This is a genomic window from Paenibacillus sp. MAHUQ-45 (assembly GCF_058133325.1).
Window position 1 is genome coordinate 755,141 of record NZ_JBYUPV010000001.1, and the last position, 15,587, is coordinate 770,727.

16 protein-coding genes are annotated in these 15,587 nt (G+C 46.7%); 6 read left to right on the forward strand and 10 right to left on the reverse strand.

The window, feature by feature from the left end:
- Positions 1–87: 87 nt before the first annotated feature.
- The 4 genes from AC3Y23_RS03370 to AC3Y23_RS03385 are packed head-to-tail and all read right to left on the reverse strand — an operon-like array spanning position 88 to position 4,255.
- Positions 88–1,236, reverse strand: a complete 1,149-nt coding sequence (locus AC3Y23_RS03370) for a GerAB/ArcD/ProY family transporter (RefSeq protein ID WP_379195578.1) — start codon at positions 1,234–1,236, stop codon at positions 88–90.
- A gap of 35 nt (positions 1,237–1,271) precedes the next feature.
- Positions 1,272–1,478 (reverse strand): hypothetical protein, encoded by a 207-nt coding sequence (locus tag AC3Y23_RS03375; protein WP_379195580.1) that lies wholly within the window; start codon positions 1,476–1,478, stop codon positions 1,272–1,274.
- 13 nt (positions 1,479–1,491) lie between these two features.
- Entirely contained in the window at positions 1,492–2,694 is a 1,203-nt protein-coding gene (locus tag AC3Y23_RS03380; RefSeq protein WP_379195582.1) for a Ger(x)C family spore germination protein, read from the reverse strand.
- A gap of 1 nt (position 2,695) precedes the next feature.
- Positions 2,696–4,255: a spore germination protein gene (locus AC3Y23_RS03385; protein WP_379195585.1), complete on the reverse strand. Its 1,560-nt coding sequence runs from the start codon at positions 4,253–4,255 to the stop codon at positions 2,696–2,698.
- Positions 4,256–4,794: 539 nt separating this feature from the next.
- Here AC3Y23_RS03385 and AC3Y23_RS03390 point away from each other — a divergent pair.
- Positions 4,795–5,103, forward strand: a complete 309-nt coding sequence (locus AC3Y23_RS03390; protein WP_379195587.1) for a hypothetical protein — start codon at positions 4,795–4,797, stop codon at positions 5,101–5,103.
- A gap of 145 nt (positions 5,104–5,248) precedes the next feature.
- Here the strand turns inward: AC3Y23_RS03390 and sda are convergent, their stop codons facing one another.
- The 4 genes from sda to AC3Y23_RS03410 all read right to left on the reverse strand — a co-directional run bounded on the left by sda (position 5,249) and on the right by AC3Y23_RS03410 (position 7,280).
- Complete coding sequence (gene sda, locus AC3Y23_RS03395) at positions 5,249–5,419, reverse strand: sporulation histidine kinase inhibitor Sda (RefSeq protein WP_379195589.1); 171 nt, start codon at positions 5,417–5,419, stop codon at positions 5,249–5,251.
- Between the two features lie 213 nt (positions 5,420–5,632).
- A complete protein-coding gene (locus AC3Y23_RS03400; protein ID WP_379195591.1) occupies positions 5,633–5,965 on the reverse strand; it encodes a LytTR family DNA-binding domain-containing protein in 333 nt (110 codons plus the stop codon).
- A 137-nt stretch (positions 5,966–6,102) separates the two neighbouring features.
- Complete coding sequence (locus AC3Y23_RS03405) at positions 6,103–6,627, reverse strand: accessory gene regulator ArgB-like protein (protein ID WP_379195593.1); 525 nt, start codon at positions 6,625–6,627, stop codon at positions 6,103–6,105.
- On the reverse strand, positions 6,624–7,280 hold the full coding sequence (locus tag AC3Y23_RS03410) for a hypothetical protein (RefSeq protein WP_379195595.1): 657 nt from the start codon (positions 7,278–7,280) through the stop codon (positions 6,624–6,626). Before AC3Y23_RS03410 ends, AC3Y23_RS03405 begins: the two co-directional genes overlap by 4 nt.
- Before the next feature lie 144 nt (positions 7,281–7,424).
- On the opposite strand from AC3Y23_RS03410, the gene AC3Y23_RS03415 reads away from it, so the two are divergent.
- Positions 7,425–7,679 carry a putative signal transducing protein gene (locus AC3Y23_RS03415; RefSeq protein ID WP_379195597.1) on the forward strand — a complete coding sequence of 85 codons (255 nt, stop codon included), beginning with the start codon at positions 7,425–7,427 and terminating at the stop codon, positions 7,677–7,679.
- A gap of 55 nt (positions 7,680–7,734) precedes the next feature.
- Here AC3Y23_RS03415 and AC3Y23_RS03420 read toward each other — a convergent pair whose 3' ends face one another.
- Entirely contained in the window at positions 7,735–8,304 is a 570-nt protein-coding gene (locus AC3Y23_RS03420) for a thymidine kinase (RefSeq protein ID WP_379195599.1), read from the reverse strand.
- A gap of 240 nt (positions 8,305–8,544) precedes the next feature.
- Between AC3Y23_RS03420 and AC3Y23_RS03425 the strand changes: the two genes are divergently transcribed.
- From AC3Y23_RS03425 to AC3Y23_RS03435, 3 genes are read left to right on the forward strand one after another with little or no spacing between them, the layout of a single operon-like run.
- Positions 8,545–8,754 carry a Ni2+-binding GTPase gene (locus AC3Y23_RS03425; protein WP_379195601.1) on the forward strand — a complete coding sequence of 70 codons (210 nt, stop codon included), beginning with the start codon at positions 8,545–8,547 and terminating at the stop codon, positions 8,752–8,754.
- 40 nt (positions 8,755–8,794) lie between these two features.
- The gene (locus AC3Y23_RS03430) at positions 8,795–10,579 is read left to right on the forward strand and encodes an ABC transporter ATP-binding protein (protein ID WP_379195603.1); all 1,785 of its coding nucleotides are present in this window, start codon (positions 8,795–8,797) and stop codon (positions 10,577–10,579) included.
- Positions 10,560–12,407 (forward strand): ABC transporter ATP-binding protein, encoded by a 1,848-nt coding sequence (locus AC3Y23_RS03435; RefSeq protein WP_379195605.1) that lies wholly within the window; start codon positions 10,560–10,562, stop codon positions 12,405–12,407. Before AC3Y23_RS03430 ends, AC3Y23_RS03435 begins: the two co-directional genes overlap by 20 nt.
- A 1,039-nt stretch (positions 12,408–13,446) precedes the next feature.
- Here AC3Y23_RS03435 and AC3Y23_RS03440 read toward each other — a convergent pair.
- Complete coding sequence (locus AC3Y23_RS03440; protein ID WP_379195607.1) at positions 13,447–13,737, reverse strand: DUF2627 domain-containing protein; 291 nt, start codon at positions 13,735–13,737, stop codon at positions 13,447–13,449.
- A 170-nt stretch (positions 13,738–13,907) separates the two neighbouring features.
- On the opposite strand from AC3Y23_RS03440, the gene lpdA reads away from it, so the two are divergent.
- Positions 13,908–15,329 (forward strand): dihydrolipoyl dehydrogenase, encoded by a 1,422-nt coding sequence (gene lpdA / locus AC3Y23_RS03445; RefSeq protein ID WP_379195609.1) that lies wholly within the window; start codon positions 13,908–13,910, stop codon positions 15,327–15,329.
- The last annotated feature ends 258 nt before the right edge of the window (positions 15,330–15,587 follow it).

Below are 15,587 nucleotides of genomic sequence, written 5' to 3' on the forward strand. Positions count from 1 at the left end.
CTCCTTATACTTTTTCGTACAGACCCAAAGACGGCCTCTACCAGATTATATCGTGTTAGCTGGGTAGAATTCAAAAACCAGAACTACCTATGCAGTATTTCTATCCGTCTCATTGGGCTCGCCTGCTTTAGACACACCTTTCTTCCGTTTCCCTGGGATGAGTAGAATCACAAAGCACAGCAGCGGCAGACCGAAGCAGAAGATGAGATCGAACCAGGGATAGTAAAAGAGCAAAATTTGGTTGTACACGGTTATGTTGGGCGTGCTGGTGATGGTGCATACGATTAATATGATTCCGAGCGGGATCGTTAGCATTCGGCTTTCCTTCAGGCGCAGGAACTGAGCTAACCCGGTGGTTAAGGCGTAGAAAAGCATGGTGGTTTTATAGAAAACAGTAATGATCCATAAAAAGGTAAGGATCACCTCCAGGCGTTCCAGGAATTTGCCGATGGTTATTTTTTGGGCCAGCACGAAGGCGGGATAATATTTGGTTTCCATGAGCGATGGACCCAGCACGAGGACGCAAAGCGTGACCACGATGAGCAAAATAAATCCGCCGATGACATAGCCGGTCAGAATGGGTTTGGTCAGCTTGGTCTTGCTGTTGACATGCTGTGCCAGCATAAGAATAAACACCACTTCCGTAAAAGCTTGAGTGACAGCCGGGAACATCCCTTTAAAAGCCGGTCCCAGACCATGAGCCAATATTGGCTTCACATTGGTGCCTTCAATCTGCGGGAACAGAAAAAAGACCAGACAGAGGAATAACACTAGAAAAACAGGAAAGAGGAGTTCTCCCATGCGGGCAAACGCCTCTACTCCGTAGCGGTAAGCAATGATAACAACAGCTACAAATAATACAAGTATCGCATTGACAGGAGTTTCCGGCATCATTTGCGTGGTCATGAACTGGCTCATTTCGCTCATAAGAGTCAAGGCACACATGAAGAATTGGAACAGGAACAGTAGTGTGATTATACCGCCCGTTACGATTCCCAATTTGCTTTGAATTGCCGCAATAAGACTTTTCTCTTTGAGTCGATTGGCAATCCCGGCGAACAAAAAGCCCGCGACCAGACCAAAGATGCCAGCCAAAATCATCGCAATCCAGGAATCCTGTTTGGCGAAAAAGGCAATCATGGTTGGCAGCACGAGAATGGAATCCCCGATGATCCCCAGGATGATCAGTATCGTAAACTGCCGTACTGATATTTTCTCCATAGTATTTGTTGGCATGTATTTCCTTTCTCCCGTATCCCTCCATAGAACTGCTACGAGAAGCGGATTTTCAAAAGCATAAGCAGATTAGGAAGCGGAGCATTTAATACCAGTGCTATATATAGTGAGGTTCCGATCAGTAGCAGTGCAAGGAATACCACAAGCTCCTTTGTACGCTTCCTTTGCAGCAGTCCGGGCATTTCCAGCCCAAGAGCAGCTGCCGCCAATGCCAGCACCCCAATAACTGAAGCTATGGCCATGCTCTACACTCCCCTATGGTTTCAAGGTCGAATTGCCCGTTGTACCCGTTTTGCGTATTAACATTTGAATCTTGTAACGAACCTTTACTTTCGCTAAATATTCCTCAATCCAGCGACCTTTGACTTTTTCCCAGTAATGGGGATGATTCTGGGCTATCACTTCACCGAAGCCCAAATAATCGGATTTCATCATTTTGGAGCGACTGACGGCCACTTCGGCATTACTGCGAATAATTTCTACCGTCTGCTTCTGCAATTGCGTGATGGTAGCAGGATTCATTAAATCAAGCTCGCGGCATGAGCGCTGATTCACACTTCCTTCGGAACGAATGGAGACGATAAACTCCGGGATATCCCCGATAATTTTAGACTCAACTTTCGATTCGGAGGAGGTAATCTCAATTCCGGTGTAAGAGGTTCCGTCGCATGGAACTTCGATAGAAGTGCTTTCTAATTTATTCGAAATATCGGTGTAGCCCTTGCTCTCCTTCTCATTCAGCCAGCCCACCAGCTTGTCACCTTTGAATGCGGCAATCCCGTTGTACCGGAAGCGGCTGCCGGGGAGAAAGGTTTCGACGTTACTTTTGTGTTCCGCCTGCTCCAGACTACCGATTAGCCGGATCCCGGTCAAAGTCAAATCTACGCCGTCACTAGATAATCGTTTTAACACCTGATCCATTGTAATGGAGACTGTAGGCGCCCAATTTTTCTCCGATGTCTCAAGGGAATGAAGCATACTGTAAGTGGGCAGTTTTTCAAGAGGCGTATAGATCTTCAGGATATCTTCGGCCTTGGTTTCTCGAGCAACGACCACATTGAAGTCCATGCGATGTTCATTGTCACGTAGTGCATTATCTATGAAATCACTGATTCCTCTTTTCGCTAACTCCTCACCGATGACATAGAATTGCAGATGTCCCATATACACTTTACGAGGCGCCTCTGCTGTTAAGAAACGAGCGGCTTCTAGCAATGTTTTGCCCCTGCCCTGATATAAAGTCGTGGGTGGACGAGTTCCGCCTCCTTTCTGTGCAGAGATTTCACTTGGGTTGACTACCTGAAAGGAGACGAGAAATTCATCATCTACCCAGTCAAATCCTATTCCGAGCACAATCAAAAGCTCGTTCAACTCACGTCTGCTCCAGCAGCCAGTTAACGAGAGGAAGCAGAGCATCACGATCATTATTTTTAGAAATATGACCTTAAATTTATCCATGTTAACGTAACCTTTCCTCGCCTCTTCTCGCCGAAGTTTCAGGGCGTCTGAACATCAGCCATCTTGGCATCCTCAACAGAGAGTCCTGCATTTCAATTTTCCGATAGGGGGAAATCGGCGACAAATATGGTTCTCCAAAGGAACGAAGTGCACAAAGATGGAGCAGCAGCACGAATATGGCCATAAAGATACCAAGCAGACCAAAGCTGGCGGCTACAATCATAAAGAGAAACCGTAAAATCCGGATCGGAATCGACATGCTGTAGGCAGGAACTGTGAAAGTAGATATTGCTGTAATTGCGACAACGATGACCATCGCAGCAGATACAATTCCGGCCTCTACCGCAGCTTGACCAATTACGAGTGTGCCGACTACAGATACTGCTTGTCCGGTGGCCTTCGGCATACGCAGGCCGGCTTCACGCAAGATTTCGAAGGTGACTTCCATAATAAAAGCTTCGATAAATGCGGGAAAAGGCACGCCTTCGCGCTGCGCGGCTAGACTGATCAGCAGGGGAGCCGGCAGCATATCGCGGTGAAACGTTGTAATGGCGATATAGAGGGACGGGAACAGCAAAGAAATAAAGAAGCCGATGAAACGCAAAATCCGCAACAGGCTCGCATAGACCGAGCGCTGGTAATAATCTTCTGTAGATTGGAAGAAAGAAATCATTTGTGTAGGGACAAGCAGTGCGTTTGGTGTTCCGTCCACCAGAATGGCTACCTTGCCTTCCAGCAGTTGAGAGGCGACGTTATCAGGCAGTTCTGTATTGTAAACGGTAGGAAACAGCGAGTATTTGCCATCTTCAATTAGTTCCTCGATATATCCACTGTCGAGAATACTGTCGATATTAATGGATTGTAAGCGTGATTTGACCGTATCCACGACCGAAGGCTTGGCAATGCCGTTGATATACATTATCGTTACATCTGTCTTGGTGATCGAGCCGATGGAATAGGTCTCAAGCCAAAGACGGGGATCTTTAATTCTTCTGCGAACTAATGAAGTATTGGTGCGGAGCGTCTCGTTGAAGCTCTCTCTCGGTCCACGGATGGAGGTCTGATTGGTGGACTCGCCGATTTCACGTCCTTTCCACTGCCGGACATCGGCGCAGTAGGCTTGGACAGAGCCATCCAGAAAGATAACAGCTTCGCCGGACAGCAAGTTTTTATATAAGAAGCCGAACTCCGTAACAGTCTGAATCGAACCCACACCAATCAGAAGCTCTTTGGCAAGCACGACAGGGTCAGTCTCTCGTACTTCCAGTCCCTCATGATGATGGCTAAGCTTTTTCATATTCGCAATGATTACATCGGTTATGAATTGATTAATAATGTTTGCGTCCGACATGCCATCTATATAAATGACTGCAGCAGCAACCTTTTCCGTATGCTCGTAAAAAACCTGGCGAATAACTAAGTCATTACTTTCGCCCATGTCTTGACGAATACGTAGCGTATTAGGCACAACTTCTTTATCAATTAGGAGCTGGTCATCCCCCGGCAGAGTAGTCTGAGAATCATTTTGATGATAGGTGTTGGGTGGTGGATTTCGCCGCATGAATGGAACCTTCTCTCTACTTTCGCATTTCTTTCCTATTATGACCACTGCCAAATAAGTCTATGCACTGAAGAAGAGAGGCTCTGTAGTTGTGTGATTACTTCGTGAGTCATGAATCGCGAGTTCCACACATGTTAAAATTTTATTTACAAAAAGTCCCAAGTTCAATATACTTTTATCATCGGAACGTACAGATACCCTGCCTTCAATAAGGTGGGGTTTCTAATGGGGCATATTTCTATAGTAAAAGAAAAGATAAGCGGGGATTAATATCTGTGATTGTTGGAATAATAATTTTATGGGTGGTTACTTTTAAATTTCCTTTCTAAATGGCGAGCAAGCCGAAGAATTTAGCCCATGCAATATATGGATAAAATCTTCTGAGAACTAACCCTTTACCATCCCTTGTCCTGATGTGTTATGATTAGAGATAGGATCGTACTGAAAGAAATGAATCTGTTGCCCTTTCTTACAGCCATCTATTTTAAGTTGAATCAGAGCATACATTACCAGTGGGGAAGAGAAAAGGGGATACGCTATTGAAGATTACCATGAAATTCACCAGCAAAGGAAAGGCAGCCATTGAATACTTTAACAACGAGGAACTGCTGGAGATCTTTACGAGATATATCAGAACGCTAACTAAAAAGTATGATATTGAAGTAGATATACCTGCGGAGAGCAACACGAACATCGTTGGTGACGGTGTGCTCACTGCGTTGGCCAAGAACGTTAACTGTGATGCGGAGACCTTCTTCAAAGAACTGAGCCGCGACGTAAAAGTTCCTTTGAAGAAAAGAATTGGCGTCAAATTAGATAATGTCTTCAAGACAGAGATTGTTGAATAGTATTGCAATGAGCAATATGGAGTGAAAAGAAACCAGGCATCACCCGAAGTGGGGGTGCCTGGTTTTTTAATGAAAAAAGCTTTATATAAATTTATGATCAGTATATCTGGTCAAAATCCTTGGCTTGGGAGGAAATAGCGTAAACTCATGTACCCTTACTAAGCAGGTTTCTGCGGCCCAGGACATTCTCAATAATATTGATAAATTCTGCGGATACCTTGGCATCGATCGCCAATTCATAAATATCCACCAATTGTTCGTCGGATAGCATATCAAGTGATGAAGGGCGCGGAATGGGATGAAAATGATATTCCATAAGATTCCTCCAAGAGTAGTTAGAATAAAATCAGGACCCTAACTTAAATGGTACCATTTGGAATTGAATCCGTCCCCTGCCATTCGCGCTGCGAATTCATCTTTACTTTTTATTAAAGTTAAAGGATAATTAACTTTTTGTGTAAATTATGTATTGTAAGAAACGAAAAACGGCGATCCATCCCGCATAGGGGACAGTATCGCCGTTTTTGTTTTAATCCAGAGTATTGTTGCGGTCAGACAGGTACTTTTTGATTCGAGCTTCGTTTGATTCCGAGACGTTAGTAAATTGCTCCCCTTGATTGAAAAAAACGATCTTCCGTTCGGAATCATAACCGTCAATATTGTTGATGTTCACGACGTTGCTGCGGTCCAGACGTTCAAAGCCCTTGCTACCATAAGCGGCGAAAAGATCGGAAAGTGTGGTGGGGAGAACAAATTCGCCTTCTTTCGTATGGACGAATATTGTATTTTTGTAATTGGAGAAATACAATATTTCTTCCTCAAGAATTTCCTGAGAGGAACCGTCATTTAGCAAGACACGCATGTTTTCCCCATCCTTGTTCGACTACTTCCGCAGTTCTTTTGGGATTTCTGGGCTGTGTAGTCCGATCTTCATGACGGATGCAAAAAAACGGGCAGATGCGGAAAGCGTCGAAGAGGCGAGTTTGGCTGCAGTTTTCTTCATGATTTAATCCTCCTTTTTAAAGGTATTATTGTTAAGGACTGTACTAAAAAAGCAAGTCCGATAACAGTGGAGCTAATGAAGAAGTTCAGAGAAACCAGGATTATGGAGAGTATTTTTAGCGTCGGATACAACTGAGGCTGTATTTGGGCATTTTTGTCTGGATTTGGTGCGAACAAAAACATGATTAGCAAACTAATGAGGTTGATGATCCAAACCCGGTTATTTGGAAAGGTAATCAAATAGGGAGTTAGGGTACATAGTAAAATCGTAACAATGTTGCAGGCTGTTGCGGTTTTAAGATGGAACCCACCAGAGAGAAATCGTAATGACGAAAAGAATATTATAAAGATTATGGACTCGTTCAAATTCCCTAGCAGCCAACTAATCAGCAAAGTACCGAGAAAAATTAATATGCTATTCAAAATTATATTTAAAGCATATTGCATTACTTCAACAGAGGAGGTTTCTTCTGGATTGGTATTTTTTATTAAACTAGAAATTTTGTAGGCTAATTTATTCATATCGTGTCTCCAAAATTCTTTTTTCGTGAGAGATATAAATAACCGTACAGGATGATAGCATAGAAGAGAGGCATTAAATTAAAGTATGGCGATAAATTATTGAAAAGGTAAAGCATTAGCACGACTACAGTAATAGAGGGGAACGACAGGACAAACAGTATCTTTTCACTGCGATTTGTATTTATTTTTCCATCAGGCTTATCGGGAATGAAATCAAAACCCTTTCTTTTTTTACCTACATAAAAAGCAATTGAAAAAACTACAAGAGCTGATAGGCATTGAAGGGAATAGGTTCTTATTGAATTGGTAGGAATGTGAATTGTAGTAACTAATGTTCTGTTCAGGATTAAAAAAATAAGGGACTGAATAAACATATAGCTTTGATAGGCCAGGCCTGTCATGATTGCTGCATAGAAGATATGTATACGAAATAATTGCCACAAAAAGCAAAAGACCAATATGTATTGTACCAAAATATCAATTTCAGCCAAACCATATACAATTCGAATAGTATAAGAGAAGAAGGCCATGATAATTCCTGCAAATATGATTTCTTTTACATACAAATCAATTTTAAAAACTTTAAATGCGAAGTAAAACAATGTAGAACTCTCTACAACAGAAAAAATCATAAAAAGCACGAAATCCAACATGCTGACACTCCCGGTAATCAGGATAATTAATCCTTAATCTACCAAACATTATACATAATATGCTAAAATACAACAATGATGAATGACACTTTTCGGCAAAAAATTCTTGAAAATGTATTTGATAGAGACGAGGAGGGGAACTCATTGAGTCTGTTGCGGAGCATACTGAATTTCTTTATTCCGAGAGAGCGCACCTTGCTTATCACCACATTTGACCAGGTACAATATTTCAAGGCTAAAAATAGTCTACTTGCTGAAGGCATTGCGCATCGTTCCAAGATTGATGGGGGAAGCAGGGGCTTGAATCAGCGCGCGGCGGCTGGAGGAAGATCCAATCCGATCTACGAGATATACGTCCGGGAGGAAGACGAGCACGCGGCCCTACAGGCCATACGCTAACGTTAATCTAAAAAAAGCATTCCAACCGATAATCCGGTTAGGAATGCTTTTATAGTTACAAGGGAGGATTCTTGTGGCATCTGCGGCACACGGGATAGTATGCTTCATTACCGCCGATCTGAATCTGCTTGCCGCTGTAGACGGGTTTACCGTTCTCCACGCGGAGGGCCATCGTTGCCTTGCGTTCACAGAACCAGCAGATTGTTTTCATCTCCTCGATTTTGTCTGCATAGATCAGCATATATTTACTGCCTTCGAAGAGGTTGTTCTGAAAATCATTTTTGAGTCCGAACGCCATCACCGGAATCTCCAGCTCATCGACAATCCGTACCAGCTGCAGAATGCTGTCTTTGTTCAAAAACTGGCATTCATCGATTAATACACAGTGTGGCTTGGGTAGACTTTTGCTGACAATCCCGAAGATATCGGTGTTATCGTCAATCGGAATGGCCTGTTTGCGCAGTCCGATGCGGGAGGTAATATAGCCTACTTCGTCCCGGTCATCAATGGAGGGCGTGAACATCAGCACGGATTTGCCCTGCTCCTCGTAGTTATGTGCGACTTTCAATATCTCTATGGATTTTCCACTGTTCATTGCCCCGTATCTAAAAAACAACTGTGCCACGTCCATCTGTCCTTTCGTTAGTACCCGCTTAATTATGATCCCGAAAATTGCGACCTTAACAGAGTATCATATTCGGTACCGGAGAAGCCAGTGTCAATAATGCGTTCTACAGCCTTCTCGGGGCTCAGGTTATCGTAAAGATCATTATGACAGGATATGCTATAATAAATTCTATTGCAGTAAAACATGAGTTCGTATGAATGGCACGGTTTTTACCGTGTGAAGAAAGGAGGGAATGGCATGGCTGAGCAATATGATGACTACAGGGAACGGATGGCGGCTCTCGAAGCGAACGGGGAATTATCCGAGACAGCCAAGGCTCTTATGGAAGAGATATTGGCAGATCTGACCGAGAGTAATCGCAGCAACAAGGCATTGCGACGGGTGATTTTGAAAACAGGCCAATCATCCAGCATGTCTACCCGCTTACGGGAAGCATTGTATGAATAAACAGAATAACGGGTAATGGAACATTACGGAGGAACTGCTTATGGACATCATTTTTACTTTTCTCAAAAAATACAGAGTCGCCTCCATCGCTGCACTGGTCATGATGGTCATTGAGCTTGCTGTGGAATTGTCCCAGCCCCTCCTGATTTCCAAAATTATTGATGACGGAATCAGGGGGCAGAACGCATCGGTGGTGTGGCTGTGGGGTGGGGTGCTCATTGGCAGCGCGGCCCTGGCGTTTATAGCCGGTGTGCTGAGTTCTTTTCTCGCATCACATGCCAGCCAGAGCTTTGCCTTCGATCTACGGGACCGGCTGTATGAGAAAGTACAGAGCTTTACGTATGAAGTGTTTAACCGTTTTGCCACCTCGTCGCTGATTACCCGTCTGACCGTCGATGTCTCCCAGCTTCAGGATACGGTGTTCATGAGTCTGCGTTTTATGACCCGGGTTCCGCTCGTGGTATTGGGCAGTGTCATCATGGCGCTGGTCGTGCATTTTAAGCTGGGCCTGCTCCTCGCGGTAACCTTACCGATTCTGATCGTGTTTTTATATTGGGTGATGAAAAAAGCCTCCGCGTTGTTCCGTACGGTTCAGAACCGTCTTGATGGCGTGAACGGTGTCATTCAGGAAAATCTGACAGGTATTCGCCTGATTCGGGTCTTCGTACGGATGGGCCATGAAATCGGCCGTTTTGCTAACTTTAGCGGCAATTTGATGAGAACAACGATATCTGCACTTCGTCTTACAGAGACTACGATGCCGTTCATCCTATTGATTGTAAACGCGGCGATTGTGGCCGTTCTGTGGTACGGGCGTGTAGATATTTCTGCGGGCAGTGCCACCTTGGGAGAGACGGTTGCAGTGGTCAACTATTCGCTGCGGACGATCGGTGCCTTATCCGCATTATCCTGGATCGTGGTAACCTTCTCTCGCGCTCGCGCGTCTGCACAGCGGATTGGAGAGGTCATGGCTGCTGGCAATCCCTCTTCGGACGAAACAGACGGAGCACTCGGATTTCCGGCACTTGCGACATCAGACTCAGAGCATGCCGGTGAACCTGTGGCAGGAATCAAGGGCGGTGTTGTTTTTGACAGAGTGAGCTTCCGCTATCCCGGCAGCGAAATCGCTGTGCTGGAGGATGTGTCCTTTGCGGTGCAGCCTGGACAGCGGGTGGCTATTATGGGCGCTACCGGTTCCGGAAAATCCTCACTCGTTGGCCTGATCCCCCGTCTCTATGAAGAAAGTGGCGGAGTGATCACAGTAGACGGAGTGAATTCCGACAAGCTGGATCTCACGAAGCTTCGCGGCGCCATCGGCTATGTTCCGCAGGAAGTGCTGCTCTTCAGCGGCACGGTGCGTGAGAACATTGCCTGGGGCAATGAGCATGCCACTCAGGAGGAGATCGAGCAGGCTGCAGCAGCGGCCCAGATTCATGAGACGATCGTAAATCTGCCGAAGGGCTACGATACACTGCTGGGCCAACGGGGTGTCAATCTGTCCGGCGGTCAGAAGCAGCGGCTAACGATTGCCCGGGCTCTTGTTCGCAAGCCGGCAATACTGATTCTTGATGACAGTACAAGTGCGCTGGACGCGGTAACCGAAGGCTTGTTGCTCCAGGCTCTGAAGGAAATGTCCTGTACAACATTCCTGATTACTCAGAAGATCAGCTCTACAGTATCTGCAGATCTGATTCTGGTGCTGGATGAAGGCCGCCTGATTGGACGTGGCTCACATGATGAGCTGATGGACAGTTCGAAGCTCTATCGGACCATTCTTGAATCACAGACAGGGGAGGCGGAACAACATGTTGAAAGCCTTACTTGAAGCATTCCGCCATCCGAAGCCGGACATTGAGCTGGGGACTGGCAGCGGCTTCGGGACACCTTCCGGACACAAGCCCAAGGGTAAGGCTAAGGACTGGTCCAGTACGCTAAAACGGATCTGGAGCTACCTTGCTGAGCGCAAAGCCAAGCTGGGACTGGTACTGTTCATGGTAATCCTGAGCTCGGGGTTGTCGCTGCTAGGTCCTTATATGATTGGGGTGGCGGTGGACGATTATTTGGAAGGTGCAGGGGGCCGGTCCTGGGGGATTTTCCTCGGTGCACTGTCGTTGGTCTATGTTCTCTATTCACTTACCTCCTGGCTGCAAAATATTTGGATGATCGAGGTTGCCCAGGAGACCATCTACCGGATGCGAACGGAACTGTTCGCTTATCTTCACAGGCTGCCGATTTCGTTCTTTAACCGCAGACAGCAGGGCGAGATTATGAGCCGTCTGACTAATGATATCGAGAATGTCAGCTCTACGCTGAACAGCTCAGCGATCCAGATTTTCTCCAGCGTGCTTACACTGGTGGGAACACTGGCCGTTATGTTATGGCTCAGCCCGCTGCTGACACTGTTGACGTTTATTGTGGTGCCGCTAATGGTGTTTGGTATGCGCTGGATTACACGGCGGACAGGTCCGCTCTTCAAGGAGCGGCAGCGCAATATGGGTGAACTGAACGGCTATATTGAAGAAACGTTGTCCGGCCAGCGGATTATTAAGGCGTTCTCACAGGAGACAAGAGTGATCGAGGGCTTCCGTGAGCGGAATAACCGGATCATGCTCTCCGGGTACTGGGCACAGTCGATCTCCGGCTTCATTCCGAAGCTGATGAACAGCTTGAACAACCTGAGCTTCGCCATTGTTGCCGGAGTCGGCGGCTTGCTGGCGCTCCATGGCTCCATTTCAGTCGGTGTCATTCTCGTCTTCGTGGAGTACACCCGCCAATTCACCCGGCCGCTTAACGATCTGGCGAACCAGTGGAATACACTATTGTCGGCAATCGCTGGGGCAGAACGGGTATTTGAGGTGTTGGATGAGGAGACAGAGGCCCGTGATGAGGGGGCGGCGATCGCGCTGGATCATGTAGCAGGGGCTGTTCAATTCAGTGAGGTGGCTTTTTCTTATGACGGTGAAGGGGATACGCTGCGAAATATCAGTTTCGAGGCAAAGCCTGGCGAGATGATTGCCTTGGTTGGGCCGACAGGAGCTGGCAAAACAACGCTGATAGGCCTGTTATCCCGTTTCTACGATCCGAGCGAAGGCCACATTATGATAGACGGCCGGGATATCACTTCGATCAAGCGCGAGAGTCTGCGTGGGCATATGGCTTTTGTTTTGCAGGATTCCTTTCTCTTCAAGGGCAGCATCCGGGACAATATCCGCTATGGTAAGCTGGATGCTACCGATGAGGAAGTCGAGCAGGCCGCGAAGCTGGCTAACGCGCATTCTTTCATCATGCGAATGCCTGGCGGTTATGATCGCATGCTATCTGCAGATGGCAGTGGAATCAGTCAAGGCCAGAAGCAGCTGCTGGCGATTGCCAGAGCCATTCTGGCCGATCCAGCCATGCTTATACTGGATGAAGCGACCAGTAGTATTGATACGGTGACAGAGGTCAAAATCCAGGAAGGCTTGCAGGCACTGATGAAGGGCCGAACCAGCTTTGTTATCGCCCATCGCTTGAACACGATCCGTTCAGCTGATCGTATTCTCGTCTTGCAGGGTGGAAATTTGATCCAGCAGGGTTCCCACGAGAAGCTGCTTCAGGAAGAGGGGCTGTATCAGGATCTGGTGCAAGGCCAGCGGAAAGCAGCAGTTAACTGACCTGGGGACAACAGTGACTAGAAGTCCAAATATCTACCGTAGGAAGACCGAGCGTTACGTTTGAGTTTACGTTTTAGCTTACGTTTGAGCGTTACATTCGAGCCTCCGTTTGAGTTTACGCTTGGGCGTTACATTCGAGCCTCCGTTTGAGTTTACGTTTGGGCGTTACATTCGAGCCTCCGTTTGAGTTTACGTTTGAGCGTTACATTCGCGCCTCCGTTTGAGTTTACGTTTGGGCGTTACATTCGCGCCTCCGTTTGAATTTTACGTTTGGGCGTTACATTCGAGCCTCCGTTTGAGTTTACGTTTGAGCGTTACATTCGAGCCTCCGTTTGAATTTTACGTTCGAGCGTTACATTCGAGCCTCCGTTTGAATTTTACGTTCGAGCTTACGTTCAAGCTTACGTTCGAGTGCCAAGTTTCGTCTTATACACAGTAACCATAAGAAGCTCCCCGAAGGTGCATTTGCGCTATCTTGGGGAGCTTCTTATTTGATGTGCTAACGTTTAGGAGTTTTTTGAGAAACAAATATGTGGAACACATTAATATAATGATTTACGAAGTGTGATTAACGAATTGCAATTAACGAATTACAATTAACGGCATTTTTGTACCTTAAATACGCTGACGTTACCGCTTAGCGGGAAATAAGTGCAATATTGTACCTTAATTCCTCCGGAATCCCCTGTTAAGCGTGCTTTTTTGAAAATTAAGATACAAAAATGTCCTTATTTGCTTCTTTTTCCTATATCGAAGAGAAATAAGATACAAAAATGCACTTAATTAGGTGGTAGACCATTTTTCACTGTTAAAACTACTGGTAAATGTGCGATAGCGATCGCCTGAGAACTTTCTAACGGAAAGCTAGTATCGAAAGTCGAAAGCATCGGCTGTCTCCTGCATACCACTGCTTCAAGCAGTTAACATAGAAGAAACCTGAAGACAATAGAGACTGTAAGTCCAAACTTCACCGGACAATGCCGATTTTTATGTTATGTAGTAGAGTGAATTCAATAAATAGCTGGCGGTAAAGCATTTTTTACTGTTTTGTTCCGTTCGTCTGTTGCTTCTCCCGGAACCGGGGACCGACGTAATTACGTTTGCGGTCACGGGTGAGAATCCAGCCGCCGAGGAAAGTCATGCCTGCTGCGAACAACACTAGTCCCCCGCCAAAATGAAGCCAGGCGAATACCGGGGTGACGCTATCATCTCCATGCATGGAGTAATAGTCGAAGATATCATCCTTCATCATGAGAAAGCCTTTCATGGCGACAAGGCCGGGAATTACAAGGATAAGGATGGCAATAAAGCGTGAAATGAGCAGTCTCATAAGTGTCTCCTACCCTTCTAGGCGCTGTAAGTTCACCATTATGATAACGCTTCACTCTCTAAAAGTCCATTGACATATGACGTTTATACATTTTGTAATAGGCGGAAAAGGGAGTACAATGTAGTAGATTAACATTCAAAGCTAAGTGTAATGACTGGAGGATACATATCATGACAATTTCATGCGACGTGGCAGTGCTAGGTGGAGGAACCGGAGGTTATGTGGCCGCAATCCGTGCTGCGCAATTAGGGAAATCTGTTGTCGTCATCGAAATGGACAAACTGGGCGGAACCTGCCTGCATCGTGGCTGTATTCCAAGCAAATCGCTTTTGCGCAGCGCCGAAGTGTACGCGGAAATACAGGAGAGCGAAAGCTATGGTATTGAGACTAATGGCGTAAAGCTCGTATTCCCTAAAGTACAGCAGCGCAAGGAATCCGTAGTCGATCAACTTCATCAAGGCGTACAGTATTTGATGCGCAAAAATAAAATACAAGTCATTAAAGGGAAAGGGCGCGTGACTGGCCCTTCTATTTTTTCTCCACGCAGCGGTGCTGTGGCAGTGGAACTGGAAGATGGCGAGATGGAGACCGTTGTCTCGGAGCATCTCATTATCGCTACCGGTTCCCGTCCGCGTGTTCTGCCAGGACTCCAGCCTGACGGCAAGATGATCCTCAGCAGTGAAGAAGCTTTGACGCTGGAAGAGCTTCCGTCTTCGATGATCATCGTCGGCGGCGGAGTGATTGGTGTAGAGTGGGCTTCCATGCTGGCTGATTTCGGCGTAGAGGTGACCGTGGTGGAAGCCGCAGACCAGCTTCTGCCGCAGGAAGATGAGGAAGTGGCACGTGAACTGCAGCGTCTTCTGAAGAAAAGGGGCGTTAAGATTTTAACAGGTACGACTGTGGAGGCAGAGAGCTTCAGCAGCAGTGGGGACACGTTGTCCATCGAAGCGGTAAAAGGCGAAAAGCGGCAAGTTCTGACGGCTGAGAAACTACTCGTATCGGTAGGGCGGGTAGCTAATGTGGAGAATATTGGTCTGGAGAACACGGACATCCGCGTAGAGAAGGGTGTTATCTCGGTCAACGCCAACATGCAGACCAGCGAGCCGCATATCTATGCGATCGGTGACTGCATTGGCGGATTGCAGCTGGCCCATGCAGCCAGCCATGAAGGCATTCGGGCTGTGAATCACTTGGCCGGGGAGCCACTTCATCCTTATCATCCCCACCTTGTTCCCCGCTGTGTGTACACACGGCCTGAGGTTGCAAGCGTAGGTTATACGGAGAAGGAAGCCAAGGCACTGGGGCATGATGTCGTTACCGGTAAGTTCCCGTTCTCGGCCATTGGCAAAGCTATTGTATACGGCTTACAGGACGGGTTCGTCAAGGTCGTGGCTGATCGCAGCAGCCGTGACATCCTTGGTGTGCAGATGATCGGGCCGCATGTGACCGATCTGATCGGGGAAGCGGCGCTGGCCCAACTGCTGGACGCGACACCTTGGGAAGTTGGCGAGGCGATCCATGCACATCCGACGTTGTCGGAGATCGTGGGCGAGGCCATGCTGGCAGTCGATGGCAAGGCAATCGGCTTATAAAATGCACTGCGCGGGACATGAGGGACAGCAGACAACAGGTTCTGCTGCCCAAATGGCTTCAAAAGGGCTGTCAAACGTGTATTTCCGGCTTTTCTTTTTGAGTAAGTTGGGATTATAATAGACTCAAGCCAAGTCTTAGTACCTGGTTTTAAGATCAGGGTATAGGTGGTCCTAAAACAGTCTAAGAATTGAGACTTTATGAACAAGCGTATCCCTTCGAAGGCGTTTTGTACGAAGGAGCTCGAAGAAGTTACGCTT